Raw genomic sequence first — 24,204 nt, forward strand, 5'->3', positions numbered from 1 at the left:
CTACTGATGATGAAAGTGGTGAATTTACCTGTTCATGTAAAAATCACCAACTGTTAGACATAGTATTTTACACATTAGTTCTTCTATGCACGCCGAATTGCATTTTTTTATCTTATATTAGGCATTTATGACTTCTTTTTTTACATCTGGCAAGCCTTTTAATAAATTTTCAGCAATTGTTAACCACTTCGATGTCTCTAAGCCATTTGTTTTCATGACGATTTTCAATTGTGATCCTTCCATTCCTAGACCGATCATTCGTCCAAAACTATTTCCGAGCATGAATAATTTTCCGCCATCAATATTTTGACTCGCTTGTTCTGAGAACAGAATTGTTACTTCAAATTTATTTTGCTTAATTAATTCAATTTGTTCTTTCATTGCCAATACTTTAATATTTGCAATTTGCAATAAGTAACCAACTTCTTGCGGGTAATCACCAAATCTATCTATCATCTCTTCCTGCAACTCTTCAATATCTTCAATTGCAGAAACGCCTCTAAATTGTTTATACATCATAATTTTTTGTTTACTATCCGAAATATAAGCATCTGGTAAATATGCATCTACTTCTAAATCAATTTCGACATTAACTGTGTTTTCAACTCCGTCTGTTCCTCTACGCTGTTCAATTGCATCTTTTAACATTTGAGAATATAAATCAAATCCGACAGAATCAATAAATCCATGTTGTTCGGCTCCTAACAAGTTACCTGCACCACGAATTGATAAATCTCGCATCGCAATTTTGAAACCGGACCCAAGCTCTGTGAACTCCTTAATGGCTTGCAGACGCTTCTCCGCAACTTCTGATAACACTTTATCCCGTTTATATGCAAAGTAAGCATATGCAACACGATTAGAACGTCCAACACGCCCACGAAGCTGATACAACTGCGATAATCCCATACGATCTGCATCAAATACAATTAATGTATTTACATTTGGAATATCTACACCCGTCTCAATAATCGTTGTACTTACAAGAACATCATGCTGTCCTTCTAAAAACGATAGCATAACAGACTCTAATTCACTCTCGTTCATTTTACCGTGCGCATAAGTTACACGCGCATCTGGAACCAACATCGAAATTTCATCTGCTTTTCGTTCAATATCCTCCACACGATTATATAGGAAGTAAACTTGCCCACCTCTTGCAAGCTCGCGTTCTATCGCTTCTCGCATTAACGCTGGATTATACTCTACTACATATGTTTGAACTGGGAAACGATTTTCCGGCGGCGTCTCAATAACAGATAAATCACGCACACCAAGCATAGACATATGAAGCGTACGTGGAATCGGAGTTGCCGTTAATGTTAATACGTCAACATTTGCTTTTAATTGTTTAATTTTTTCTTTATGCGTTACGCCAAATCTTTGTTCTTCATCAATAATGAGAAGACCTAAATCTTTATAAGTAACATCTTTAGATAAAATACGATGCGTTCCGATTACAATATCTACCGTGCCATCTTTTAAACCTTTAATGGTTTCATTTTGCTGCTTTCTCGTACGGAATCTACTTAATAACCCTATATTGATTGGATAATCTTGAAAACGCTCTCGAATTGTTTCATAGTGTTGTTGTGCAAGGATCGTTGTCGGCACTAAAATTGCAACTTGTTTTTCATCCATAATTGCTTTAAACGCCGCACGAATAGCTACTTCCGTCTTTCCATATCCTACATCACCACAAAGAAGCCTATCCATTGGACGTCCGCGTTCCATATCCTTTTTAATCTCTTCAATAGAACGCAATTGATCCTCTGTCTCTTGATACGGGAAAGACGACTCAAATTCTTGCTGTTCTGCTGTATCTGGTGTATATGCATAACCCTTTGAAGCTTCGCGCTCAGCATATAGTTTAATTAGGTCATCCGCAATGTCTTGTACAGATTTTTCAACTTTCGTTTTGACCTTCTTCCAATCATTTCCACCCAGTTTATAAACTTTCGGATCCTTACCTTCAGATCCTACATATTTTTGCACTTGGTCAATTTGTTCAATTGGAACGTATAACTTATCATTACCTTGATATTTAATGTTTAGATAATCTTTATGAACACCGTTAATCTCTAATGTCTCAATACCTAAGAATTTACCTATACCATGATTTACATGAACTACATAATCCCCAACTTTTAATTCCGAATAACTTTTAATACGTTCAGCATTCGATAACTTTTGCTTACGTTGTGATTTTTTAACTTTCTTATGAAAAAGCTCTTTTTCAGTAATGACAACAAGCTTTTGCATCGGCATTTCAAATCCTGCATGCAAATCACCTACAGCAATTTGTAACCTTCCAGGCAACAATATATCTGTGCCCTCTACAATATCTGCCTCAATATCATAATCACTTAAAATATGTTGTAGTTTTTTCACACGTTCATCATCTGTACCTAGCACAACAGTCGTAAAATGCCCTTCGTTCCATCTATCAATTTCAGTTTTCAACAACTGCATCTGCCCATGGAAATCTTGCATTGTTTTACATGTCACATTCACAATGTTTTGTGGATGTGTATGTGCTATATGACGTAAGAATAACGTTAAATATACAAAGCTTCTTTTTTTATGATGAAGAAATTCTTCAAACGAATGAGAGAAAGTTAAATCTTGAATAATTGTTCCCTCACCAAGAAGGGATATATACCATTCCGCCTCTTCTGTTTCAAGATGTGATGCTGTTTCTTGAATACGTGAAATCTCATCTAAAATCACAACACCATCTTCTGGTAAATAATCTATCAGACTAGCAGGTTCGTTATAGAAAATAGATAAATATTTAAACATCTGTTCTATACTTTGCCCGTTTTTTAACATCTCAATTTCATGACTTACCGTCTCAAGCACTGTAGTCTTCAACTTATCATCGGAAAGTTTTTGCATCGTCTTAGTCAGACCTTCTTCAAGATGCTTAATTCCCGATTTCAATTCTTCCTGCGAAAATAAAAACTCTGTTGCTGGACCAAATCTAACACTTTCTTTTTTATCTTGAGAGCGCTGTTCATCCACATCAAATAATCGAATAGAATCAACTTCTGTATCGAAAAATTCAATACGAAATGGTAGCTCTTCAGTTAGTGGATAAATATCTAATATTCCCCCGCGTAAACTAAATTCTCCAGGAGCTTCTACCATAGACTTACGCTCATAGCCGATATGATGTAAAGTATGCAAGAATGTATCTAAATCAATCTCTTGCCCTAGATTGATTTCGATTTGCCTTTGCTTCCACAACTCTTTCATTGGTAAAAATCTGCGTAGTCCTGCAACTGGTGCTACAATAATCCCATGTTCTCCTGCAGCTAAGCGATTTAACACTTCAATACGTTGCGCCTTCAATTCTGGGCTTGCAACACCAAGTTCTGATGCTATCAATTCATTTACTGGATATAGCCATACATCCTTTTCACCAAGTAACGCCACTAAATCTTCATGTACTTTTTGTGCTTGATATAAATTATGCGTCACAATAAGTTGTGATTTTTTTGTTTTTTTATATAAGGCCGCCATTAATAACGAACGAGAAGAGGTTGCCATACCTGATACAAGTTGCTCTTTTAAACCATCTTCTAATCCATTAATGACCGATTGGATCTCTTCATTTTTATAAAATTGCTCTAATAAACCTATCATTTTCAAAACCCCTCTCAACATAAAGAGCAAGCCACTATATTTTATGCAAATATTTCGGAAAAAGAAAACAGAAAAATGCTTTGGACATGCCAAAGCGACAACATTTTATTGCAGAAATTTTTCATATTCATAATACTCAGGATAAGATGCGAGCGTTTCTTGACACAATTCACAAATCGTTTTTATATATATATTTCCATTCTCATGAAAATGAATCATCTCTACTACTTCTTGCTCTGTTAGTTGAAATAAAACGTCGCTATATACTTTTTCTGCGGTAACGGAGCCTACATTACTCCCGCAATGTCTGCAATAATAATACCCTTCCATACTAGCCTCCTAAAAATCCAATTACTGCTAGTATGGGTAAAAACAAAATAAAATATTCCCAATTGTACCCTTAACTATTGAAAGTATTCATAATTTGAAGAAAAGGTTTATTTAACCACTCTTCACATGCATCTGCTGCTTTTTCAATAGAATGATTTACATCAGGAATTTCTTCCGATGTAAAACGTCCTAATACGTAATCTACTACCTTCATTCCATTTTTCGGACGATCGATTCCCATGCGGATACGTTGAAACTCTTGTGTTCCTAAATGTGAAATTGTTGATTTCACACCATTATGTCCACCAGCACTGCCTTTCATACGAAGACGTAATTTACCTACAGGAATGTCTAAATCATCGTACAGAACAACGAAGTCCTCTACATCAATTTTATAGTAATCCATTAGCGGACGAATACTTTCCCCAGATAAATTCATATATGTAAGTGGCTTTAATAAGATTACTTTTTCTCCATTAACAAATCCTGCACCAAATACTCCTTTAAACTTTTGTTCGTTCAAAGAAATATTCCAACGCTTTGCAAGTTCATCAATCGCCATAAATCCAATATTATGCCTTGTTAATTCATATTCTCTACCCGGGTTCCCAAGTCCTACTATCAATTTCATTCTTGTACCACTACTTTCTTTTTTCGATACGAAAAGACGTAACCAATCTTGGTTACGTCTCATTCTATCCAATTAATTGAATAATACACTTACAGATTCTTCTTCGTATACACGAATGATTGCTTCTCCGATTAGTGGAGCAACTGAAAGTTCATGTACTTTGTCGATTTTCTTCTCTTCTGGTAATACGATAGAGTTCGTTACAACTAACTCTTTAATATTTGAGTTTTGGATACGCTCAATTGCTGGACCAGATAATACTGGGTGTGTACAGCAAGCATATACTTCAGAAGCACCGTTCTCAACAAGAGCGTTTGCTGCTAATGTAATTGTACCAGCTGTATCAATGATGTCATCAATTAAAATTGCCGTTTTACCTTCAATATTACCGATAATGTTCATTACCTCAGATACGTTCGGACGAGGGCGACGCTTATCAATAATAGCGATTGGTGCTTTTAGGCGATCTGCCATTTTTCTAGCACGAGTTACTCCACCGTGGTCAGGTGACACGATTACGATATCTTTAAGACCTTTTGTTTCAAAGTAATCTGAAAGAATCGGTACACCCATTAGGTGGTCGATTGGGATATCAAAGAACCCTTGAATTTGTGGAGCATGTAAATCTAGAGTGATTACACGAGTTGCACCTGCTGTTTCAAGCAAGTTTGCTACAAGTTTCGATGTAATTGGTTCACGAGAACGCGCTTTACGGTCTTGACGCGCATAACCATAGTAAGGAATAACAATATTAATTGTTTTTGCAGATGCACGCTTTAATGCATCGATCATAATAAGTAATTCCATGATATGTTCGTTTACTGGGAAGCTTGTAGATTGAATAATGAATACATCGCAACCACGGATACTTTCTTCAATGTTAATTTGAACTTCTCCATCACTAAAACGATCAACAGAACATTTTCCTAGTCCTACTCCAATGTGCTTTGCAATTTGCTCAGCAAGTTCCTTATTAGAGTTTAAAGAGAATACTTTCAAATTAGAATTTAGATATTGAGTCGACATCTAGATTAACCCTCCACATTATGATTTTTTCTTATTCAGCAATTGATCAACATAGTCTTCTTTGTTAACTTGACGTGCACGTGCTACAGATAATGCTTTTGATGGAACATTCTCTGTAATTGTAGAGCCTGCTGCCACATAAGCACCGTCTTCAACTGTTACAGGAGCAACAAGGTTTGAATTACATCCAATAAATACCCCGTTACCAATCACAGTTTTGAATTTATTCTTACCGTCATAGTTCACCGTAATTGAACCACAACCAAGATTCACGTCTTCTCCAACTTGTGCATCCCCGATATAACTTAAGTGTGAAGCTTTACTTCTATTACCAAAAACAGTTTTTTTGATTTCCACGAAGTTTCCAACGCGTACTTCATCTCCAATAACTGAATCTGGGCGAATATGTGCAAATGGGCCAACCGATACTTCTGTACCAAGCTTACTATCATGTACAGTAGATTGACGAATTGTTGTACGATCTCCAATTTCACTATCGCGAATTACTGTATGCGGTCCAATCTCACAATCAGAACCAATTACAGTGTTCCCCTCAATAATTGTTCCTGGATGAAGAACTGTATCACTACCGATAATTGCATCAGCAGAAATATACGTGTTACTTGGATCAATAATAGTAACACCATTTACCATGTTCTTTCGGTTGATACGGTTTTTCATAATAATTTCCGCTTGCGATAGAGCGACTCTGTCGTTAACACCTAACGTTTCATCGAAGTGCTCTGTTTGATAAGCTGATACAATATGACCTTCATTTTTTAAAATTTCAATAACATCTGGCAGGTAATATTCACCTTGTACGTTATCATTTGAAACTTTAGAAAGTGAAGCGAATAAAGCTTTATTATCAAAACAATACGTACCTGTATTGATTTCTTTAATAGCTAATTCTTTCTCATTTGCATCCTTATGCTCAACAATCTTTTCAACATGACCATTCTCATTACGAACGATACGACCATATCCAGCAGGTTCTTCTATGTAAGCTGTTAATACCGTTGCCATTGCCCCTGCTTCTTTATGTTGCTGAAGTAATGCTTCCATCGTTTCAGCAGTTATTAGCGGTGTATCACCACAAATAACTAAAGTTGTTCCTTCTTCGTTTGCAAGTACACTTGCAGCTTGATCTACAGCATGCGCTGTACCAAGTTGTTCTGCTTGTAATGCAAACTCACTTACGTTTCCTAGCTGTTCTTGTACCATTTCAGCACCATGTCCTACGACTGTTACAAGTTTCTGCAATCCTAATTGAGATACTTGATCGACAACATGTTGTACCATAGGTTTTCCACATACAGGATGAAGCACCTTGTATAGCTTAGACTTCATACGTGTGCCTTTACCTGCCGCTAGAATCACTGCAAATCTGTTTGACATATAGACCCTCCATCGCAACCTATTTATCCATTAACGATATTATCCTAAATCATCATATATTTCAAGAAACACATTTTAACTATTAAATTTTACCATAATTCTTATAAGATGTTTTACTCTTTAGTATCTTTTTTAAGAAATAAGCTATACTATTTAAAATGATTTTGAAAAAATTAGAAGTTTCCCTCTTTATTTTATTTAATTCGGAATTTTCTAAACGATATATATGTATAAACACAAAAAAACAAACCCCTGTAAATGCTTACAGGAGTTTGTTGCAAAATTATAGGGCTTCCTTTAAAAAGCCCTTTTCATTCGAATTTTACGAAGCGCCCGCTTCTTCAAACTCAACCTCTTCTAACTCGCCTAAACGATGATACTCTGTTAAAACCGCATCTTGAATTTTAGAGCGTGTACCAGAATTAATTGGATGTGCAATGTCACGGAATTCTCCATCTGGAGTACGTTTACTTGGCATTGCTACAAATAATCCATTATTACCATCAATTACACGAATATCATGAACAACAAATTCATGGTCTAGAGTAATAGAGGCAATTGCTCTCATGCGGCCTTCTGTGTTTACGCGGCGTAATCTTACGTCAGTCACTTCCATCTTGTGTTCACCACCCTTTTCTAAATAAGCGATATATTTGTATAAATTCCACAAAATTTCTATTTTCCCTTTAATTTTTTAAAAATTTTTAAGATAAAAATTTTTAGTGTAATTGAATATAGAGATTAGTGGAGGTTATCGCTTACAAAGAATTACTTAACTAGGGCAATTACTTCAATTTCAACTGAAACATCTTTCGGTAATTTTGCTACTTGTACGCAAGAACGAGCTGGCTTATGAGCAGAGAAATAAGATCCATATACTTCATTAACAGCATTAAAATCATCCATGTCTTTTAAGAATACTGTTGTTTTTACTACCGTATCAAATGAAGCACCTGCTTCTTCTAATACTGCTTGTAAATTTTGAAATACTTGCTCTGTTTGTACTGTTACGTCTCCTGCTACAAGCTCTCCACTTGCAGTTAACGGAATTTGTCCTGAACTATAAAACATATTATTTACAATAATCCCTTGTGAATATGGTCCAATCGCTTGTGGTGCATTGTTTGTTTGAACAACTTTCATACTTTTCACCCTTTTATTATTTATTTTTACTCTTTAAAAATAGTGCACGAAAAGCAGTTTGTCCATCTATTTTATAATTTATAAATAGAATAAAAAAAGATAAAGCTATTTGCTTTATCTTTTACTCAGCCTCTACGAGCCCTTCATCAAATGGTGCCAGTGAATAATTTCCCTTTTCCACTTGAATCGCTTTTTCTTTCACATCAACTTCTGATAGACGAATCAATGATACAAAGTTATTAATTAGTCTTTCTTCAATATCCGTGGACTCTACTAATACACCAATACCAACAAGATTAGCCTTAAACTCTTCTAACATACTCATCATACCTTGAATTGTTCCGCCAGCTTTCATGAAGTCATCAATAATTAAAACATTGGATCCTTCTGGAAGGCTACGCTTCGCTAACGTCATTGTTTGAATTCGCTTAGAAGAACCTGATACATAGTTAATACTAACAGTGGGGCCTTCTGTTACCTTATTATCTTTTCTTGCAATCACTACCGGTACATCTAAGTAGTTCGCCACTGCATATGCAAGTGGAATCCCCTTCGTTGCCACCGTCATAACTGCATCAATTGGTTGCCTAGCAAAAACAGAAGCAAACAAACGACCTGCGCCATTAATATGACGAGGATTACTTAAAAGATCTGTCATATATAAGTAACCACCAGGCAAAATACGATCTGGATTTTCGAATAAGCTACACAGCTCACCAATAATTAGATCTGCCTCTTCCTCACTTATATATGGTATATATTTCACTCCTCCTGCTGCTCCTGGTATCGTTTGCAATGTGCCGACCCCTTGTTGTTCAAACGTTTGCTTAATAATAACTAAATCTTCACTAATAGAAGACTTAGCTGATTGATACCTTTCAGCAAAAAAAGTGAGAGAAACTAGCTGACGAGGGTTTTGTAACAAGTAATAAGTCATATCGACTAATCTTGTACTTCGTCTAATTTTCATACTCTCACCTCAAATCACGAATATTCTAAACAAATCATAACGTATTATACGTCTTTATTCAAGCGTTTCTCGCTCTCCTAATAAACGTACTGCGTATACTTGTTCACAAAATCCTTTTAATCCGTTATATATACGATGCATTCGCGAATCATGGTGCACTAGGCCGAATACAGTTGGACCACTTCCACTCATTAATACAGCATCTGCTCCAAATCGCTTCATTTGTGCTTTAATACGTGCAACTTCAGGATGCATCGCAAACGTTACATCTTCTAAAACGTTACCAACAGTATCGCAAATCCCTTTGTAGTCTCCAGCGTTTATGACATCCACCATTTTATCTACATTTGGATGTGTAACTCGATTTAACTTTAAATTTCCATACACATCAGCAGTAGATACACCAATATGGGGTTTTGCTAAAATAACCCAACAAGAAGGTGGAGTTTTTATGTGCTCAATCTGCTCCCCTCTTCCAGTGGCAATTGCTGTCCCACCATATACGCAAAACGATACGTCTGACCCAATTTCTGAGCCAAGCTCTGCTAACTGATCAATTGTAAGCCCTAAATTCCATAATTTATTAAGACCACGTAATGTCGCTGCTGCATCACTACTTCCACCCGCTAATCCAGCTGCTACTGGAATCGTTTTTTCAATAGTAATAGATACACCCTTTTTCACATTAAACTTCTCTTTTAATAATTTCGCTGCTTGATAAGCCAGATTTCTTTGGTCGTCTGGGACATACCGATTATGGGATAAAATTTCAATACGGTCTTCTGCTAATTCCATTAGTTCTAAACGATCCGCTAAATCAATTGTTGTCATAATCATTTTCACTTCATGATATCCGTCTTGTCTTTTTCCCAGTACATCTAACGACAGATTAATCTTTGCTGGTGCTTTCACTAGTAGCTTCAATCTATTCACCCACTCTATGTACTCAATCTTTTATCGTTTATTTTACCATAAATTTATAGTAAGACGATGACACTTCCCTAATTATAACGAAAAGCATTCAGAATGAAACTACTTATGTAAAATGATGGCACCTTTTATAGTACAAAAAGCCGAGGAATCACTCCTCGGCTACCGTAGCATAGAAAGTATCTTACAACTACTGGTTTTGTTTCATTAATTGCTGTTCTGCAATTTCTATAGCACGTTTCACCATGTTACCAGCATCTTTCGCACGAATTCCGCCCCATCCTTCTTTCTGAACAACATCATAAAAGCCTAGCTCTTTTGCAAGCTCTTCTTTAAATTGATTTGACATGACACCTCTTCGTCTACTCAATGCAGAGTCCCTCCTTATTTTGCTACGGTATAATTAGTATGCAAAATAATATAGCTTTTCATTTGTGGGAATATATGTAACGATACATGAATTATAAAATCACTTCATTATGAGGTTCACCATAAAATGTTAACTCTACTGTCTCTGTTAAAACATCCGCATAGCTATACGATACACGTTGCAACGCATCTTCTTGTTGATCCAGTTGTACAACAAAAACAGAACGGTACGTTTCTGCAAGTACACCTGATTGTTCTACAGTTTTTCTTCTCCCACTGTTCGCCTTTAACATCAGTCTCTGTCCAAGATGGTGATCTAATTCGCTTTTAATTTCATCTAAACGTTTTGACATATACTTCGTTACACCTCGCTGTAATTTAGATTGAACACTTAAAACACGATATATCTATCCCAATTATTAACCGCAACTCACAGACAATATCATTATAAAAGCATCATGCGTTCGAATAGATAGAAGAAATACTATATTGTAAAAGTATCATTATGTAGTCTGTGCGTTCTTGTCTCTTTTTATCCAAACTGATTTAAATCCTCTCCATACAAAAAAGCAAGATACATATGTACCTTGCTTATTCTTCATAATGTTGAAAAGGTAATCCCGTGCGTAAAATCCCCCTTGTCTCAATCCCGCCAAGTCCCTTTTCACCAGTAATCGTATTACGTACAACATCCCATACATTAACCCTTTCCATAAATGACGTAAAACTAATTTTACCAACCACATATACAGGGTCTAGTGCGTGAATATTAATTCTAGATGGGGAACTAGCAAAATTAGCACCTGCTCGGATTAATGCTTCAAAGTGTGATTGACATGCCCCAGCAAAAATAACGAGTTGATCCAACGATGGATATTTTTTTCGCACTTCTCGAACAGCCTGTACAAAATGCCTTGAATGCCTATATGCTGCTAAATCTCCCTTTACGCCTTTTGATTTTGTATACGCATCGTGCCCTGTAATAACTAAAATGTCCGGACGAAAATGATCTATTAAATCTACTACCTTTTCATGCATCTCCGTTTCTTTACAATGAATACCTTGTACAGGAACACCAATTTTATTATATAAATCTAGGCACTTGCGCAAATATAACGGGTCTCCATCTATGTGCAAGACACGCCCTGGCATTTGAAAATAATTCACTTCACTTGTATATCCACCAGTTGAAGTGTGTTCATGCCTTTGTTTCATTAATACGTAATCTTGTTGAAACAAACGATACGTCCGCTCCATTGTTTCTTTCTCACGCTTCGCTCTCTTTTTATGTTCTCGTTGATCTATACTAATTAAATCTTCAAGTGGCGCATCTGCCACTAATCTAATTTCCTCTCCAAACAATATAGCTATCTCGCCTTTTATTTCTATAATACGAAAAAGGATATCCCTATTATGAGAATATCGTTCCACTAATTCTCCAACATGTAAAGCCATTCTCCTACCTCCAAACTCGTTAGGCCATCTTACCTGTTTTTAAAGTATGAATTTAGGAGGAGAAAGGTGACAAAAGGGACAGTTCAATTTGAACTGTCCCTTTTGTACTCTTATGATAACTTATGAAGAACTAATGCATTACTTAATGTCGCAAACTCTTCGATAGATAGCGTTTCGCCTCTTCGTTTTGGATCAATTCCTACTTCTGTTAAAATCCGATCCAACAGCTCTTTATCTTTCGGGAAACCATTTAAATTATTTGATAAATTATTCATTAAAGTTTTACGGCGCTGTGCAAAACTTGCTCGTACTACTTCAAAGAAGAATGTCTCATCTGTTACCTCTACCACTGGTTTAGGACGCTTTAGGAGGCGAATAATTGCAGAATCAACATTCGGTTGTGGCACAAACACTGTACGCGGTACAGTCATAACTGTTTCTACCTCTGTATAATACTGAATAGCAATGGATAAAGAGCCATACTCTTTCGTTCCAGGCTTAGCCGCTAAACGATCCCCAACTTCTTTTTGCATCATAACAACGAATCCACGAACCGGTAATTTCTCTTCCAGCAATTTAAATAAAATTGGCGTTGTAATATAGTATGGTAAGTTAGCTACTACCATTACATCTTGCCCTTCTTCAAATTGCTCACTAAACACCTCATGTACATCTGCCTTTAGTACATCTTTATTGATAACTGTAACGTTGCCATATGGAGCTAACGTCTCATCTAAAATCGGTAATAACCTTTGATCAATTTCAAAAGCCACTACTTTTTTAGCACGCTTCGCTAATTGTTCTGTTAATGCACCGATACCTGGTCCAATTTCAATTGCACCACTTTCTGAACCAATTTCAGCGTGATCAACGATACGATTTAATACATTCGTATCAATTAAAAAATTTTGTCCTAAACTTTTTTTGAATGAAAATCCATACTTTTCAACAATATCTTTCGTACGATTTGGCGTTGCGATATCCTTCATTTTCTTTCCTCCTGTATGACTTGCTTATAAGCTTCTGCAAATGATTCTTTTGAAACTTGAAACATTTGTAAACGTTTATGTAACTGTTTTGCGTTTGTATAACCAATCTTTAATAGCTTACCCATTCTTTCTCTGCGACTCTTTGCCATTTCTCCGCCCACTAAACCTGCATCGACTAAATCGCTCCAACTGATTTCACTTGTGTAAGCTTCCATTTCTTCATGTATATTCTCTAAAGCACGGCGAATTGATTCATTAGAAGCATGTTCAATCCCGACACCTTTTTTCCTCTTAGCAAGTGCTTCTTCCTTCGGTAAAAAAGCATGTTTACATCCAGGCACCTTATCAGAAATAATTTTTCGAATACGCTCTCCAGGATAATCCGGATCTGTGAAAATAATAACGCCTCGTTTTTGCAGCGCTAATTTAACTTGTTCAATAACATGATCACCGATTGCTGAACCGTTCGTTTCAATTGTATCCGCATCAACAGCACGCTTAATCGCGACTGTATCATCTTTACCTTCTACAACGATAATCTCTTTAATTTTCATGCTTGCCTCCACACTCGTTTCGTCTCTACTTAGTAAAACAAAAAAATGACGACTTTTCCATTATTATTTTCCCCATTCTTACATTTTAAAAAATAGAATGTCTAAAACTTTGTTCTCTCTCCTTATTGTAACACTTACTCATTCACCCTCGGTTTCTCTACCACTTCTACTATTACGTTTCTCAAAAAATAAAAAGAATGGGCTCTCCCCATTCTTTTTATTCGACACCAAATAAAGCTTTTGCATTCTTAGTTGTTACTTCCGCTACCTCTTCATAAGAAATTCCTTTTAAGTTTGCAATTTCTTCTGCTACGAGTTTTACATAACTTGGTTCATTTCGTTTTCCTCGAAATGGATGTGGTGTTAAATACGGACAATCCGTCTCTATTAACAATTTTTCTAATGGAATCTCAGTAGCAACTTCTTTCGGCTTCTTAGCGTTTTTAAATGTAACTGGTCCACCTAACGAAATTAAAAAGTTCATATCAACACATCGCTCTGCTACCTCTACGCTGCCGCTAAAGCAATGCATAATGCCTCCTACTTCAGCCGCATTCTCTTCTTCTAGAATATCAACAATATCTTGGGTTGCATCGCGGTTATGTATAATAATCGGCAATTTTACTTTTTTCGCTAATGCAATTTGTTTACGGAATACTTCTTTCTGTATTTCTTTTGGAGACTTATCCCAGTGATAATCTAAGCCCATTTCTCCAAGTGCAACGACTTTAGGATGAGAAGCAAGTTCTTCTAACCAAGCTAAATGCTCTTCTGTCATGTCGATTGCATCAACTGGGTGCCATCCAACCGCGGCATAAATAAAATCATAGGCTTCAGCTAATTCAATCGCCTTTTTTATCGTTACTTCATCAAAACCAACAACAACTGTATAAGTAACCCCCGCTTCTTTCATTCGGGCGATAACTTCTTGTAAGTCTTCTTCAAATTGCTCTGCATTCAAATGTGAATGTGTATCAAACAACATAATACATAACTCCTTTTATATTGAAATCAAATTTATTCTACGTAAATAAGCTCTTTTATAACTTAACGATAACAATACTACAATCTTAATGCAAAAATTGAGAGTGTAAAAAGAAAAAAGACGCTTCACACATGTTACACGTGAAACATCTCTTTTCTTGTCTTAATTACTTAATTTTTGTACCATTTGGTAGATTTTGGTCAATCGATGCTAATGACAATACGCCATTCTCTTCACCCGCTAAAATCATACCTTGTGATAATTCACCGCGTAATTTTACAGGTTTTAAGTTTGTTACACAAATAACCTTTTTACCTTTTAGGTCTTCTGGCGAATAGAATTTTGCAATTCCAGAGACAACTTGACGCTTTTCTGTGCCTAAGTCTAGTTGTATTTTTAACAACTTATCTGCCTTTTTCACAGGTTCAGCAGATAGTACTTCAGCTACGCGTAATTCTACTTTAAAGAAATCATCAATTGTAATTTCTTCTGCCTTCGGTTCTTCTTCTTTTTTCTCTTCTACTTTAGGAGCAGAGGCTTTCATTTGTTCTTTAATGTACTCTACCTCTACTTCCATTTCTAAACGAGGGAAAATCGGGTTTCCTTTTTCTACTTTTGTTCCAGCTGGAATACAGCCGATTGTAGATAAGCTTTCCCAAGATTTATGCGCTTCATCAGTAAGGCCAAGCTGAGCAAACATTTTGCTTGGTGCTACTGTTAAGAATGGCATAAGCATAATACCCGTTTGACGAAGTACTTCTGCTAAGTGAGCCATTACAGAAGCTAACTTTTCACGATCATTCTCATCTTTCGCTAATACCCATGGTTGTGTTTCATCAATATATTTATTCGTACGGCTAACCAATTGCCAAATTGAGCTTAGAGCTACAGAGAATTCCATATTCTCCATTGCTTCTTCCACTTTTTTCAATGTATCTTTTGCAAACGTTACTAACGTTTCATCAAACTCCGTTACATTTGCTTTAAATGCAGGGATTTCTCCGTTAAAGTACTTATCAATCATAGCTACTGTACGATTTAATAAGTTACCTAAGTCATTTGCTAAATCGAAATTAATACGCTCCACAAATCCTTCTGGTGTGAATACGCCATCAGATCCAAATGGAACTTCACGAAGTAAGTAATAACGTAATGCATCTAATCCATAACGATCGATTAATGTAACTGGATCTACTACATTTCCTTTTGACTTACTCATCTTTCCATCCTTCATTAAAATCCAACCGTGAGCAAAGACTTTTTTCGGAAGAGGTAAATCTAATGCCATTAAAATGATTGGCCAATAAATTGTATGGAAACGAACAATTTCTTTTCCAACTAAATGCACATCTGCTGGCCAGAACTTCTTATACATCTCTTCATTTTCTGTTCCATAACCTAATGCTGTAATGTAGTTAGATAATGCGTCAACCCATACGTAAATAACGTGTTTCGGATTACCTGGAACACGAACGCCCCAGTCAAATGAAGTACGAGAAACTGCTAAATCTTCTAAGCCTGGTTTAATAAAGTTATTAATCATTTCATTCTTACGAGACTCTGGCTGAATGAAATGTGGATTATCTTCGTAGAATTTTAATAATCTGTCAACATATTTACCCATTCTAAAGAAATACGATTCTTCACGAACAAGTTCTACATCATGACCACTATCTGGACTTTTTCCTCCAACTACTTTGTCACCTTCCATAATTGGATCTACTAATTGATGCTCCGTATAGAATGTCTCATCTTGTACAGAGTACCAACCTTCATATTCATCAAGATAAATATCACCTTGGTCTACTAGTTGCTTGAAGATTTTTTCAACAACATCTTTATGACGATCTTCCGTTGTACGAATAAAATCATCATAAGAGATATCCATTTTCTCCCAAAGTTCTTTAATTCCTGCAACGATGTTATCCACATATGCTTGTGGTGTAACGTTTAATTCTTCTGCTTTCTTTTGAATCTTCTGTCCATGCTCATCAGTTCCTGTTAAATAATGAACATTATATCCTTGCATACGCTTATATCGTGCCATCGCATCTCCTGCTACTGTTGTATAAGCATGTCCAATGTGTAATTTTCCACTTGGATAATAAATTGGGGTAGTAATATAAAAGGATTTGTTTTCCTTTGTCATTGTTTTGGACCTCCCGGATAACCTCATATGTATTTATAAATAGTATATCAAAAACTTATATATAAAGTGAAACTTTAATCTGTGAGGGTCTTGTTCATTCCCACGGATTATCAACCCACACCAATCGGACTTTTACGAGCAATCCGACTTCCACTTAACTTCTTTGGCCCAGCCGAATTTAAAATTTAGAATCTTACTACTCGTTAATGCAGGATAAAAACAAGTTCATATTTTTATATTTATCATCTATTACTCATATTTCAAGAAAATATACAGTCATCACCTATAATTTCTTGATTTTTCCGAAAATAAAGTGAAATAATAGTAGAAATTACTCAAATTCTATTATATATAAGAAGTAAGAAATCTATAAATCTTTTTAAAAAATATAGAATTAAAGAATTGACGGAAATGTAAATGATTGGTATCATATGTCCATAGGGTATTTTGTCGAAAAATGACGAATCTAAAAATAGACTCGAAACTTATAAACTATTTCTTTAGGAGGAAAAGAATTATGAAATCTACTGGTATCGTTCGTAAAGTTGATGAATTAGGTCGTGTAGTAATTCCGATCGAATTACGCCGTACTTTAGGTATTGCAGAAAAGGATGCTCTTGAAATCTATGTTGATGACGAGAAAATCATCTTAAAAAAATATAAGCCAAACATGACTTGCCAAGTAACTGGTGAAGTATCTGATGGTAACCTATCTTTAGCTGAAGGTAAAATTATCTTAAGCAAAGAAGGCGCTGAGCAAATCTTAAACGAGCTTCAAGATTATATCGAAACAGCAAAATAAGCTTCTCAATTATGAGAAGCTTATTTTTTATCGACATGATAGATTTGATATACATCGCGTTTCGACAAATCTCGATCTTTAGCGACTGTTTTTATCGCCTCTTTTGAATTCATACCTTTTTCGTTTATATAATGTTCAATATGATTATATACTGAAATAGATTCCCACCATTTTTCTTCTGGAGCAGGTTCTTCCGTTGAACCAGCTACTAAAATACAAAACTCACCACGAACTTCATTTTGTTTCGTCCACTCAATTGCTTCTTCAACTGTTCCTCGAATAAATTCCTCGAATTTTTTCGTTAACTCTCGGCATAATACGATTTCTCTATTTCCCAATACTTCTTGCATCGAGATTAAAGTATCATCCAGGCGGTGGGGCGCTTCATAAAACATCATTGTAGTTTGTATGTAACGAAGCTTCTCTAACTCCATTTTTCTTTCTTTTTTATTTCTTTGTAAAAACCCATAGAAATAAAACTGTTTTGTTTCAAGTCCTGATGCAATTAATGCTGTAAGGGCTGCATTTGCCCCAGGAAGCGGGATTACATGATATTGCTCAGCTACTGCCTCGACAACAATATCATAGCCTGGATCGGAAATACACGGCATACCAGCGTCACTAACAAGTGCTACAGTCTTTCCTTCATCTAACTTCTCTAATATTTTCTTTCCACTTACTTCTTTATTATGCTCGTGGTAACTCATAACAGGCGTTTCAATTTCAAAATAATTACAAAGTTTTTTCGTTTGTCTCGTATCTTCAGCAGCAATTAAATCCGCTTCTTTTAAAATTCGGATTGCACGAAATGTCATATCTTCTAAATTTCCAATAGGAGTTGGTACTAAATATAAAACTCCCTTTTCACTTTGTTGAAAGCTTTTTTGTTGCCACATAGCGTTCTCCTTTTTGCATATATTCTTCTTTTTGTTTTCTATTTAATTGCTTAAAATAATACTCTGCTTGCATAGCTGTACGCTTATCTTCATGAAATTCTACGTACTTTAAAGCAACAGGAAGTCTAGCACGCGTATACTTAGCCCCTTTTCCGCTATTATGGGTCTCAATCCGCTTCTCTATATGATTTGTATATCCAGCATAGTAACTTCCATCAGAGCACTCCACTACATAAAAACAATGCTTATTCTTCTCCATATAAAATAGAACGAATCTCCTTTGTATATTCATTATTTTCTTCATATACAAAAAGAGGTGGCAATATTTTCAAATCTGCGTTTCCGTCCTTAATTCCTTCAATTAACAATGTATTCGCTTCTTTCCCTGCCTTAGGATAAACAAATCGTACACGCTTCGGTTCAATTTTGTATTTACGCATTAATGTAACAATATCTAATAAACGACCTGGACGATGTACAAATGCTACTTTCCCGCCTTGCTTTACTAGCTGACTACTTGCAGATACAACATCCTCTAGTGTACACATAATTTCATGACGAGCTATCGCTAAATGTTCATTCATATTTTTTTCAGAAGTTGCAGGTGTTTGGAAATAAGGCGGATTACATGTGACAACATCATATTGATGACGCCCAAGTTTCTCCGGCATATCTTTCAAATCCCCGTGTATTAAGTGAATTCTTTCTTCCAACTTATTGTATTGGACACTTCTTATTCCCATATCATATAAGCGTTCTTGAATTTCTACACCAGTAATATTCCCTTTCGTCCTTGTACTTAATAGAAGGGGCACAACTGCATTACCTGTACACAAATCAAGTAAATTACCTTTTTGAATTGGCACCCAAGCAAAGTCTGCAAGTAAAACAGCATCTAACGAGAAATTAAATACTGATGGGCTTTGTATAATCTTCAAATCTTGTGCTAATAAGTAATCTAAACGTTCATCTTCATATAAATTCATATGTTGCTCCTTTTCTTACACTTAACCTACCCTATTTCATCTTCTACTAATAAAAAACATATTCGATTCTACTCTCATGTATAAAAAATTACCTTTCCAATTATTATTGGAAAGGTAATTTCACTTTTTATTTAAAAATGACAGGCAGAATAAACAATCTCCCTCTTTACGTACACTTCCATAATGCAGATTACAAATATGAAAACCTTCTTGATATAGTCTTGCTAAATTATCGTAGCCTTCACCAATATCTGTCTTCGGCTTCACTTCTTTACGTTTTTGAGTTTTTTGTTTTTCTTTAATCTGTACTTCTTCAAAGCGGTGTCGCAAATTTTCATTTTCCATTTTTATATGTTGGTTTTCTTCCAGTAACTCTGCAAGATGTTGTTTTAATTCTCCCAACTGTTTATATAAATGTCCAATTTGCTCTTCCATACTAGAAACCGATGCAAAAATATCTTTTTTCTCCACAAGCACCCACCTCATTAATCTGTGGTTTGACTCGAAACGACCCCTTTATTCACTAACTCATCTAACGTATATTCTACTATCCGTTCCTTGTCTACTAGTTCCACTTGAATTAATCTTTCTAAAATATTTAATCCGATAACACGGCCAGTACCATGCGGGGTTTGTATACGTTGATCTAAATCAGGAAGTTGTTCCTTTGCTGCCTCATATTCATCGTTCTCATATTTTAAGCAACACATTAAGCGACCACATAAACCAGAGATTTTTGCAGGATTTAATGATAAATTTTGATCCTTTGCCATCTTAATGGATACAGGTTCAAAATCCCCTAAAAAAGTAGAACAACAAAGCATACGACCACATGGACCAATACCACCAAGCATTTTCGCTTCATCACGAACACCGATTTGTCTTAGTTCAATTCTTGTCCTAAAAATTGCTGCTAAGTCCTTCACTAGTTCGCGAAAATCAATCCGACCATCCGCAGTAAAGTAGAAAATAATTTTATTGCGATCGAACGTATACTCTACATCTACAAGTTTCATATCAAGATTATGTTCTACTACCTTTTGCTGACAAACTTGATATGCTTCTTTTGCAGCATGTTTGTTCTCTTCAACAATGGTACGATCGTTTTCATTTGCAATGCGAATAACCTTTTTTAGTGGTAATACAACGTCGTTTTCATCAACTTGCTTTTTGGTAATAACTACTTTTCCGTATTCAATACCTCTTACCGTTTCTACAATTACAAACTCATTTTCAGAGATATCGAACTGATTCGGATCAAAGTAATACACCTTTCCGGCCTTCTTAAAGCGAACACCTACTACATCATACAAAACGGTCATCCCTCCTGCAACCGCAACACTAACTGTTCGAACACAAGCTGCGCATTTACATTAGCGTTGATTCTATTTTTTGCCTCTAATATATTAAAGAGAGCTGATACAATGCGCTTCTGAGCGTAGGAGAAAGATTCAAACATCTCTTTCTGCTCATGAAAAACAAGACGATCTTCTTCTCCAAGTTGAACATATAATAAATCCTTATAAATAAGGAGCAACATATCTAAACCTTGCTGTAATTGTTCTTTCTCTCCAAAGTGTTTTCCCCATTTTTCTTGTACAAAAAAAATAGAGGCTTTATCTTTTTCGAGCGCTTCACATAATTTTATCACTAAAGCTCGTGCTTGTGCAAACCATTCATCACTACATAAAGCTAAAGCTTCATCAAAACTATTTGTGAGTTGTGCAGCAAGTGTCGATAAAGATGTCGTAACACCTTCATCCTGTAATCTTCTAATTAAAGATTCCGTAGGTAACGGTCTAAATGTAACAACTTGACAACGAGATAAAATCGTATTTAAAATTTGATGACTTTGTTCAGTAAGTAAAATAGCTGTTGTATCACTACTTGGTTCTTCTAAAAATTTCAACAGTGTATTCGCCGCATTTGCTGTCATACGGTCTGCGTGCTCAATAACATATACTTTTTTATTTGCTTCTAATCCTGTTTTTGAAAACTCTTCTTGTAAATCATGAATTTGCTGCTTCTTAATAGACAATCCGTCTGGTTTTACAATATATAAGTTTGGGTGGTTACCTGAATCAATTCGCTTACAATTTGTACATACATGACAAGGCTCTACCCCATTCCGCTGAGAACAGAGGAAACTCTTTGCCATTTGAATTGCTGTCGCAAACTTTCCTGTCCCTTTCCCTCCCTCTAATAAGTAAGCGTGGGATATACGCTCTTTTGCGATGCTATTCATCAACATTTTTACACCGATGGGTTGTATAGCAGAAAGCTGCTCCCACGTCTTCGTCATAATGCATACCTCACTTATTTCATTCTTTCCTTCCATTATAACAATTTATCTTCTATAACTTGAATAACTTCTTCTATAAGTTTTTCCATTGGTTGATCAGCATTTACTAATACAATACGATCCGAGAAACGTTCTACAACTTGTAAATACCCTTCACGCACACGTTTATGGAAAGTGATATCTTCCATATCTAACCGATTCACTTCACGTCCTGCATCTTTTGCAATTCGAGCTAAACCAACCTCGGGTTCAATGTCTAGGTAAATTGTTAAACTAGGCATGCAGTCTTCTGTTGCGAAACGATTGATTTCAAATACTTTATCCATACCTAACCCTCTTGCATAGCCTTGATACGCTAAAGAGCTATCTATAAAACGATCACATAATACAAGGTAATCCTCATCAAGTGCCGGCATAACTTTTTCCACTAAATGTTGTCTACGTGCAGCGGCATATAGAAGTGCCTCTGTACGTGCTTCCATCATCGTATATTCTTGCTTATGTAAAATCGTTCTAATCTCCTCAGAAATTGCAATACCACCTGGTTCTCTCGTCGCCATTACCTTTTGTTCCTTTTGTTCAAAGTATGGCAATAAACCTTGAATTAACGTTGTTTTACCCGAACCTTCTGGCCCCTCAATTGTTACAAATAATCCCTTCATCCTAAAACCTACTTTCTATATCATACACTTTCATATATTTCGTGCTACCTTGAAAACGAGCGCCTGCTCTCTCTAAATGCATAATTTGCTCTTTATGTTCTGAAGTAATTCTTTCTCCATACATAAGCAATGGAATACCAGGTGGATATGGAATTACCATTTCCGCCGCTATCATCCCAACTGCTTCTTCTACAGATACTACTTTTGTTTCATATCCTTCCAGTTGTTTATATGTATACGGCAGGGGAGAAATTTCTCCTTTATAAGTATAACGAATAGATTCCGTCTTGTCTTTCACCTCATAAGGTTGCAATGCCGCCCGGATCATCTCTATAGCCTTCATATACTTCTTATTTACTTGCAAAGGCAAAATAAATAAGACATTATATGGATCTGCCATTTCGGTATATATACCAACCTTTTCTAATACAGACTGTAATTCGTATCCTGATAACTGACAACGCGTCTGTATGGTAACTTTTAGCTCGTCTTGTAATGGATATTGTAAAATAGCTAATTGTGGGATAGAAGACAATTCTTCTTTAAATTCCTGTAAAAACTCGACAATTTCATCATGTCCCTTTTCTTTTATACGCGCTATCGTAAAGCGTGCAATATCAAGGGAAGCCATAATTGGATACGATGGACTACTAGATTGTAGCATACTTAAATAAGTAGAAACTTTTTCTTCTTTCACTAAGCGGCTATTTATATGTAAATAGGATCCCATCGTCATCGCAGGTAATGTTTTATGTGCGGAATGAACTACAATATCTGCACCATATGCTAAAGCTGACTTTGGAAATGCCCCACCTAAACAAAAATGAGCTCCATGCGCTTCATCTACTAACACAGGAATTTTATGTGCATGTGCATAAGCAATGCTTGCCTCTAAATCCATCCCCATACCATAATAATTAGGATGTGTTAAAATAAGTGCTTTCGCATTTGGGTATTTTTCAATTGCTTCCTTAATAATCTCATCATGAATTCCCACGGGTACGTTATAAGCTTCATCAATCCATGGATCTAAAAAAATTGGATTTGCTCCTGCTAATTTTAAACCATTAATAATTGATTTATGACAATTTCTTTGTACAAGAACAATATCATGTTCCCTACAGCAAGACAAAATCATTGCTAAGTTCCCGACTGTTGAACCATTAATTAAAAAATAACTTTTGTTCACTCCATATACATCAGCTAATAATTGTTGTGCCTCATCTATACATTCAAACGGACTATGTAAATCATCTAACCCTGATAACTCAGTTACATCGATAGATAGTATATCTTTAAACTCCTCTACTGCCCCTTGAGGGAAGTTTAAACCATTTTTATGACCTGGAACATGAAAGGATAACGGCCTTCTTTCTTTAAACTCTATTAATGCTTCATATAAAGGTATGCGATTTTGATTCATCTATATCTCTTCCTTATTATTTCATTCTTTCTCTATTATACAGAACAAAAAAAATAATAGGCATATGCCTATTTAAAAATATGATACTTCTAATTTCCGAAGCTGTTTTAAATAATATATATACTTTGGATCATTTGTTTCTGTATTCACCATGTCCTTTTCACATTCATAACATATTAAATTATTATAAACATATATCCCTTCTTTTCTTTCTGTCTCACAAACAATACAAACTTCGTTTTGTGATTTCATATCTTTCCCTCCCTATTTAATTTAAATGGACATATTTTATACTTCTATTCCTTAACAATTTACAGAAAAATATACATCGATTTCTTATATAATATGATTCATCCTTGGGCAACGTGTTTGTATTACCATTACTTCTTTTTGCATACTGTTTGAAAACACAAAAAAACACAAGTCAAAAGACTTGTGTTTTTAGTTGCTTGGCGACGTCCTACTCTCACAGGGACAAGGTCCCAACTACCATCGGCGCTAGAGAGCTTAACTTCCGTGTTCGGTATGGGAACGGGTGTGACCTCTCTGCCATCAT

Annotated in this window: 26 protein-coding genes and 1 rRNA gene; 1 reads left to right on the forward strand and 26 read right to left on the reverse strand. The window is 35.7% G+C overall.

Annotated features, from left to right (window positions below):
- Positions 1-117: 117 nt before the first annotated feature.
- From mfd to metG, 16 genes are all read right to left on the reverse strand, one after another.
- Entirely contained in the window at positions 118-3,648 is a 3,531-nt protein-coding gene (mfd, locus tag ACTFNE_RS26775) for a transcription-repair coupling factor (protein ID WP_000579713.1), read from the reverse strand.
- 105 nt (positions 3,649-3,753) lie between these two features.
- Positions 3,754-3,978 (reverse strand): anti-sigma-F factor Fin, encoded by a 225-nt coding sequence (locus ACTFNE_RS26780; RefSeq protein ID WP_000399440.1) that lies wholly within the window; start codon positions 3,976-3,978, stop codon positions 3,754-3,756.
- A gap of 70 nt (positions 3,979-4,048) precedes the next feature.
- Positions 4,049-4,609 carry an aminoacyl-tRNA hydrolase gene (gene pth, locus ACTFNE_RS26785; RefSeq protein ID WP_001979768.1) on the reverse strand — a complete coding sequence of 187 codons (561 nt, stop codon included), beginning with the start codon at positions 4,607-4,609 and terminating at the stop codon, positions 4,049-4,051.
- A gap of 72 nt (positions 4,610-4,681) precedes the next feature.
- A complete protein-coding gene (locus ACTFNE_RS26790; protein WP_000107420.1) occupies positions 4,682-5,635 on the reverse strand; it encodes a ribose-phosphate diphosphokinase in 954 nt (317 codons plus the stop codon).
- Between the two features lie 18 nt (positions 5,636-5,653).
- Positions 5,654-7,033, reverse strand: coding sequence for a bifunctional UDP-N-acetylglucosamine diphosphorylase/glucosamine-1-phosphate N-acetyltransferase GlmU (glmU, locus tag ACTFNE_RS26795; protein WP_000071036.1), 1,380 nt, complete (start codon positions 7,031-7,033; stop codon positions 5,654-5,656).
- A 322-nt stretch (positions 7,034-7,355) separates the two neighbouring features.
- Positions 7,356-7,649, reverse strand: coding sequence for a septation regulator SpoVG (gene spoVG, locus ACTFNE_RS26800; protein ID WP_000454041.1), 294 nt, complete (start codon positions 7,647-7,649; stop codon positions 7,356-7,358).
- Positions 7,650-7,801: 152 nt separating this feature from the next.
- Positions 7,802-8,176: a RidA family protein gene (locus ACTFNE_RS26805; RefSeq protein WP_000869808.1), complete on the reverse strand. Its 375-nt coding sequence runs from the start codon at positions 8,174-8,176 to the stop codon at positions 7,802-7,804.
- Between the two features lie 121 nt (positions 8,177-8,297).
- Positions 8,298-9,146, reverse strand: coding sequence for a pur operon repressor (gene purR / locus ACTFNE_RS26810; protein WP_000702471.1), 849 nt, complete (start codon positions 9,144-9,146; stop codon positions 8,298-8,300).
- Between the two features lie 54 nt (positions 9,147-9,200).
- Positions 9,201-10,070 (reverse strand): 4-(cytidine 5'-diphospho)-2-C-methyl-D-erythritol kinase, encoded by an 870-nt coding sequence (gene ispE, locus ACTFNE_RS26815; protein ID WP_141108658.1) that lies wholly within the window; start codon positions 10,068-10,070, stop codon positions 9,201-9,203.
- Between the two features lie 196 nt (positions 10,071-10,266).
- Positions 10,267-10,446: an acid-soluble spore protein SspF gene (gene sspF / locus ACTFNE_RS26820; RefSeq protein WP_001985066.1), complete on the reverse strand. Its 180-nt coding sequence runs from the start codon at positions 10,444-10,446 to the stop codon at positions 10,267-10,269.
- A gap of 91 nt (positions 10,447-10,537) precedes the next feature.
- Positions 10,538-10,798 (reverse strand): biofilm formation stimulator Veg, encoded by a 261-nt coding sequence (gene veg, locus ACTFNE_RS26825; RefSeq protein ID WP_000044349.1) that lies wholly within the window; start codon positions 10,796-10,798, stop codon positions 10,538-10,540.
- A gap of 238 nt (positions 10,799-11,036) precedes the next feature.
- On the reverse strand, positions 11,037-11,900 hold the full coding sequence (gene yabG, locus ACTFNE_RS26830; RefSeq protein WP_001173738.1) for a sporulation peptidase YabG: 864 nt from the start codon (positions 11,898-11,900) through the stop codon (positions 11,037-11,039).
- Positions 11,901-12,010: 110 nt separating this feature from the next.
- Complete coding sequence (gene rsmA / locus ACTFNE_RS26835) at positions 12,011-12,889, reverse strand: 16S rRNA (adenine(1518)-N(6)/adenine(1519)-N(6))-dimethyltransferase RsmA (RefSeq protein WP_000651552.1); 879 nt, start codon at positions 12,887-12,889, stop codon at positions 12,011-12,013.
- Complete coding sequence (gene rnmV / locus ACTFNE_RS26840) at positions 12,886-13,443, reverse strand: ribonuclease M5 (RefSeq protein ID WP_000692830.1); 558 nt, start codon at positions 13,441-13,443, stop codon at positions 12,886-12,888. Before rnmV ends, rsmA begins: the two co-directional genes overlap by 4 nt.
- Before the next feature lie 217 nt (positions 13,444-13,660).
- Complete coding sequence (locus ACTFNE_RS26845; protein ID WP_000895831.1) at positions 13,661-14,428, reverse strand: TatD family hydrolase; 768 nt, start codon at positions 14,426-14,428, stop codon at positions 13,661-13,663.
- Positions 14,429-14,594: 166 nt separating this feature from the next.
- Positions 14,595-16,577, reverse strand: coding sequence for a methionine--tRNA ligase (metG, locus tag ACTFNE_RS26850; protein ID WP_046199538.1), 1,983 nt, complete (start codon positions 16,575-16,577; stop codon positions 14,595-14,597).
- 517 nt (positions 16,578-17,094) lie between these two features.
- Between metG and ACTFNE_RS26855 the strand changes: the two genes are divergently transcribed.
- The gene (locus ACTFNE_RS26855; protein ID WP_000843036.1) at positions 17,095-17,379 is read left to right on the forward strand and encodes an AbrB/MazE/SpoVT family DNA-binding domain-containing protein; all 285 of its coding nucleotides are present in this window, start codon (positions 17,095-17,097) and stop codon (positions 17,377-17,379) included.
- Between the two features lie 20 nt (positions 17,380-17,399).
- Here the strand turns inward: ACTFNE_RS26855 and rsmI are convergent, their stop codons facing one another.
- From rsmI to rrf, 10 genes are all read right to left on the reverse strand, one after another.
- Entirely contained in the window at positions 17,400-18,275 is an 876-nt protein-coding gene (rsmI, locus tag ACTFNE_RS26860) for a 16S rRNA (cytidine(1402)-2'-O)-methyltransferase (RefSeq protein ID WP_046199537.1), read from the reverse strand.
- Positions 18,244-18,534: a GIY-YIG nuclease family protein gene (locus ACTFNE_RS26865; RefSeq protein ID WP_000414340.1), complete on the reverse strand. Its 291-nt coding sequence runs from the start codon at positions 18,532-18,534 to the stop codon at positions 18,244-18,246. The genes rsmI and ACTFNE_RS26865 overlap by 32 nt, the downstream gene beginning before the upstream one ends.
- Positions 18,521-19,261, reverse strand: a complete 741-nt coding sequence (locus tag ACTFNE_RS26870) for a tRNA1(Val) (adenine(37)-N6)-methyltransferase (RefSeq protein ID WP_001055351.1) — start codon at positions 19,259-19,261, stop codon at positions 18,521-18,523. The genes ACTFNE_RS26865 and ACTFNE_RS26870 overlap by 14 nt, the downstream gene beginning before the upstream one ends.
- A 120-nt stretch (positions 19,262-19,381) precedes the next feature.
- Positions 19,382-19,732, reverse strand: a complete 351-nt coding sequence (yabA, locus tag ACTFNE_RS26875; protein WP_000412056.1) for a DNA replication initiation control protein YabA — start codon at positions 19,730-19,732, stop codon at positions 19,382-19,384.
- A gap of 14 nt (positions 19,733-19,746) precedes the next feature.
- On the reverse strand, positions 19,747-20,574 hold the full coding sequence (locus tag ACTFNE_RS26880) for a PSP1 domain-containing protein (RefSeq protein WP_000272429.1): 828 nt from the start codon (positions 20,572-20,574) through the stop codon (positions 19,747-19,749).
- A gap of 5 nt (positions 20,575-20,579) precedes the next feature.
- The gene (holB, locus tag ACTFNE_RS26885) at positions 20,580-21,563 is read right to left on the reverse strand and encodes a DNA polymerase III subunit delta' (RefSeq protein WP_270706289.1); all 984 of its coding nucleotides are present in this window, start codon (positions 21,561-21,563) and stop codon (positions 20,580-20,582) included.
- Positions 21,564-21,598: 35 nt separating this feature from the next.
- On the reverse strand, positions 21,599-22,225 hold the full coding sequence (gene tmk / locus ACTFNE_RS26890) for a dTMP kinase (RefSeq protein ID WP_000677231.1): 627 nt from the start codon (positions 22,223-22,225) through the stop codon (positions 21,599-21,601).
- A gap of 1 nt (position 22,226) precedes the next feature.
- Complete coding sequence (locus tag ACTFNE_RS26895; protein ID WP_046199536.1) at positions 22,227-23,648, reverse strand: aminotransferase class I/II-fold pyridoxal phosphate-dependent enzyme; 1,422 nt, start codon at positions 23,646-23,648, stop codon at positions 22,227-22,229.
- Positions 23,649-23,720: 72 nt separating this feature from the next.
- Positions 23,721-23,900 carry a sigma factor G inhibitor Gin gene (locus ACTFNE_RS26900; RefSeq protein ID WP_000842028.1) on the reverse strand — a complete coding sequence of 60 codons (180 nt, stop codon included), beginning with the start codon at positions 23,898-23,900 and terminating at the stop codon, positions 23,721-23,723.
- 195 nt (positions 23,901-24,095) lie between these two features.
- Positions 24,096-24,204, reverse strand: a 5S ribosomal RNA gene (gene rrf / locus ACTFNE_RS26905); the annotation flags it as partial.

Source organism: Bacillus cereus group sp. MYBKT111-2 (assembly GCF_051915205.1).
Classification (GTDB): domain Bacteria; phylum Bacillota; class Bacilli; order Bacillales; family Bacillaceae_G; genus Bacillus_A; species Bacillus_A paranthracis.

Bases quoted from the DNA above. Each gene is read 5' to 3' on its own strand.
- ACTFNE_RS26895 (WP_046199536.1), bottom strand. From the start codon at position 23,648: ATGAATCAAAATCGCATACCTTTATATGAAGCATTAATAGAGTTTAAA.
- ACTFNE_RS26900 (WP_000842028.1), bottom strand. From the start codon at position 23,900: ATGAAATCACAAAACGAAGTTTGTATTGTTTGTGAGACAGAAAGAAAA.
- ACTFNE_RS26865 (WP_000414340.1), bottom strand. From the start codon at position 18,534: ATGGAGAAGAATAAGCATTGTTTTTATGTAGTGGAGTGCTCTGATGGA.
- spoVG (WP_000454041.1), bottom strand. From the start codon at position 7,649: ATGGAAGTGACTGACGTAAGATTACGCCGCGTAAACACAGAAGGCCGC.
- ACTFNE_RS26845 (WP_000895831.1), bottom strand. From the start codon at position 14,428: ATGTTGTTTGATACACATTCACATTTGAATGCAGAGCAATTTGAAGAA.
- pth (WP_001979768.1), bottom strand. From the start codon at position 4,609: ATGAAATTGATAGTAGGACTTGGGAACCCGGGTAGAGAATATGAATTA.
- purR (WP_000702471.1), bottom strand. From the start codon at position 9,146: ATGAAAATTAGACGAAGTACAAGATTAGTCGATATGACTTATTACTTG.
- ACTFNE_RS26790 (WP_000107420.1), bottom strand. From the start codon at position 5,635: ATGTCGACTCAATATCTAAATTCTAATTTGAAAGTATTCTCTTTAAAC.
- ACTFNE_RS26780 (WP_000399440.1), bottom strand. From the start codon at position 3,978: ATGGAAGGGTATTATTATTGCAGACATTGCGGGAGTAATGTAGGCTCC.
- holB (WP_270706289.1), bottom strand. From the start codon at position 21,563: ATGACGAAGACGTGGGAGCAGCTTTCTGCTATACAACCCATCGGTGTA.
- glmU (WP_000071036.1), bottom strand. From the start codon at position 7,033: ATGTCAAACAGATTTGCAGTGATTCTAGCGGCAGGTAAAGGCACACGT.
- metG (WP_046199538.1), bottom strand. From the start codon at position 16,577: ATGACAAAGGAAAACAAATCCTTTTATATTACTACCCCAATTTATTAT.
- ACTFNE_RS26870 (WP_001055351.1), bottom strand. From the start codon at position 19,261: ATGAATTTATATGAAGATGAACGTTTAGATTACTTATTAGCACAAGAT.
- tmk (WP_000677231.1), bottom strand. From the start codon at position 22,225: ATGAAGGGATTATTTGTAACAATTGAGGGGCCAGAAGGTTCGGGTAAA.
- rnmV (WP_000692830.1), bottom strand. From the start codon at position 13,443: ATGAAAATTAAAGAGATTATCGTTGTAGAAGGTAAAGATGATACAGTC.
- yabG (WP_001173738.1), bottom strand. From the start codon at position 11,900: ATGGCTTTACATGTTGGAGAATTAGTGGAACGATATTCTCATAATAGG.
- mfd (WP_000579713.1), bottom strand. From the start codon at position 3,648: ATGATAGGTTTATTAGAGCAATTTTATAAAAATGAAGAGATCCAATCG.
- veg (WP_000044349.1), bottom strand. From the start codon at position 10,798: ATGTCAAAACGTTTAGATGAAATTAAAAGCGAATTAGATCACCATCTT.
- rsmA (WP_000651552.1), bottom strand. From the start codon at position 12,889: ATGAAGGATATCGCAACGCCAAATCGTACGAAAGATATTGTTGAAAAG.
- ACTFNE_RS26805 (WP_000869808.1), bottom strand. From the start codon at position 8,176: ATGAAAGTTGTTCAAACAAACAATGCACCACAAGCGATTGGACCATAT.
- rsmI (WP_046199537.1), bottom strand. From the start codon at position 18,275: ATGTGGCAACAAAAAAGCTTTCAACAAAGTGAAAAGGGAGTTTTATAT.
- ACTFNE_RS26855 (WP_000843036.1), top strand. From the start codon at position 17,095: ATGAAATCTACTGGTATCGTTCGTAAAGTTGATGAATTAGGTCGTGTA.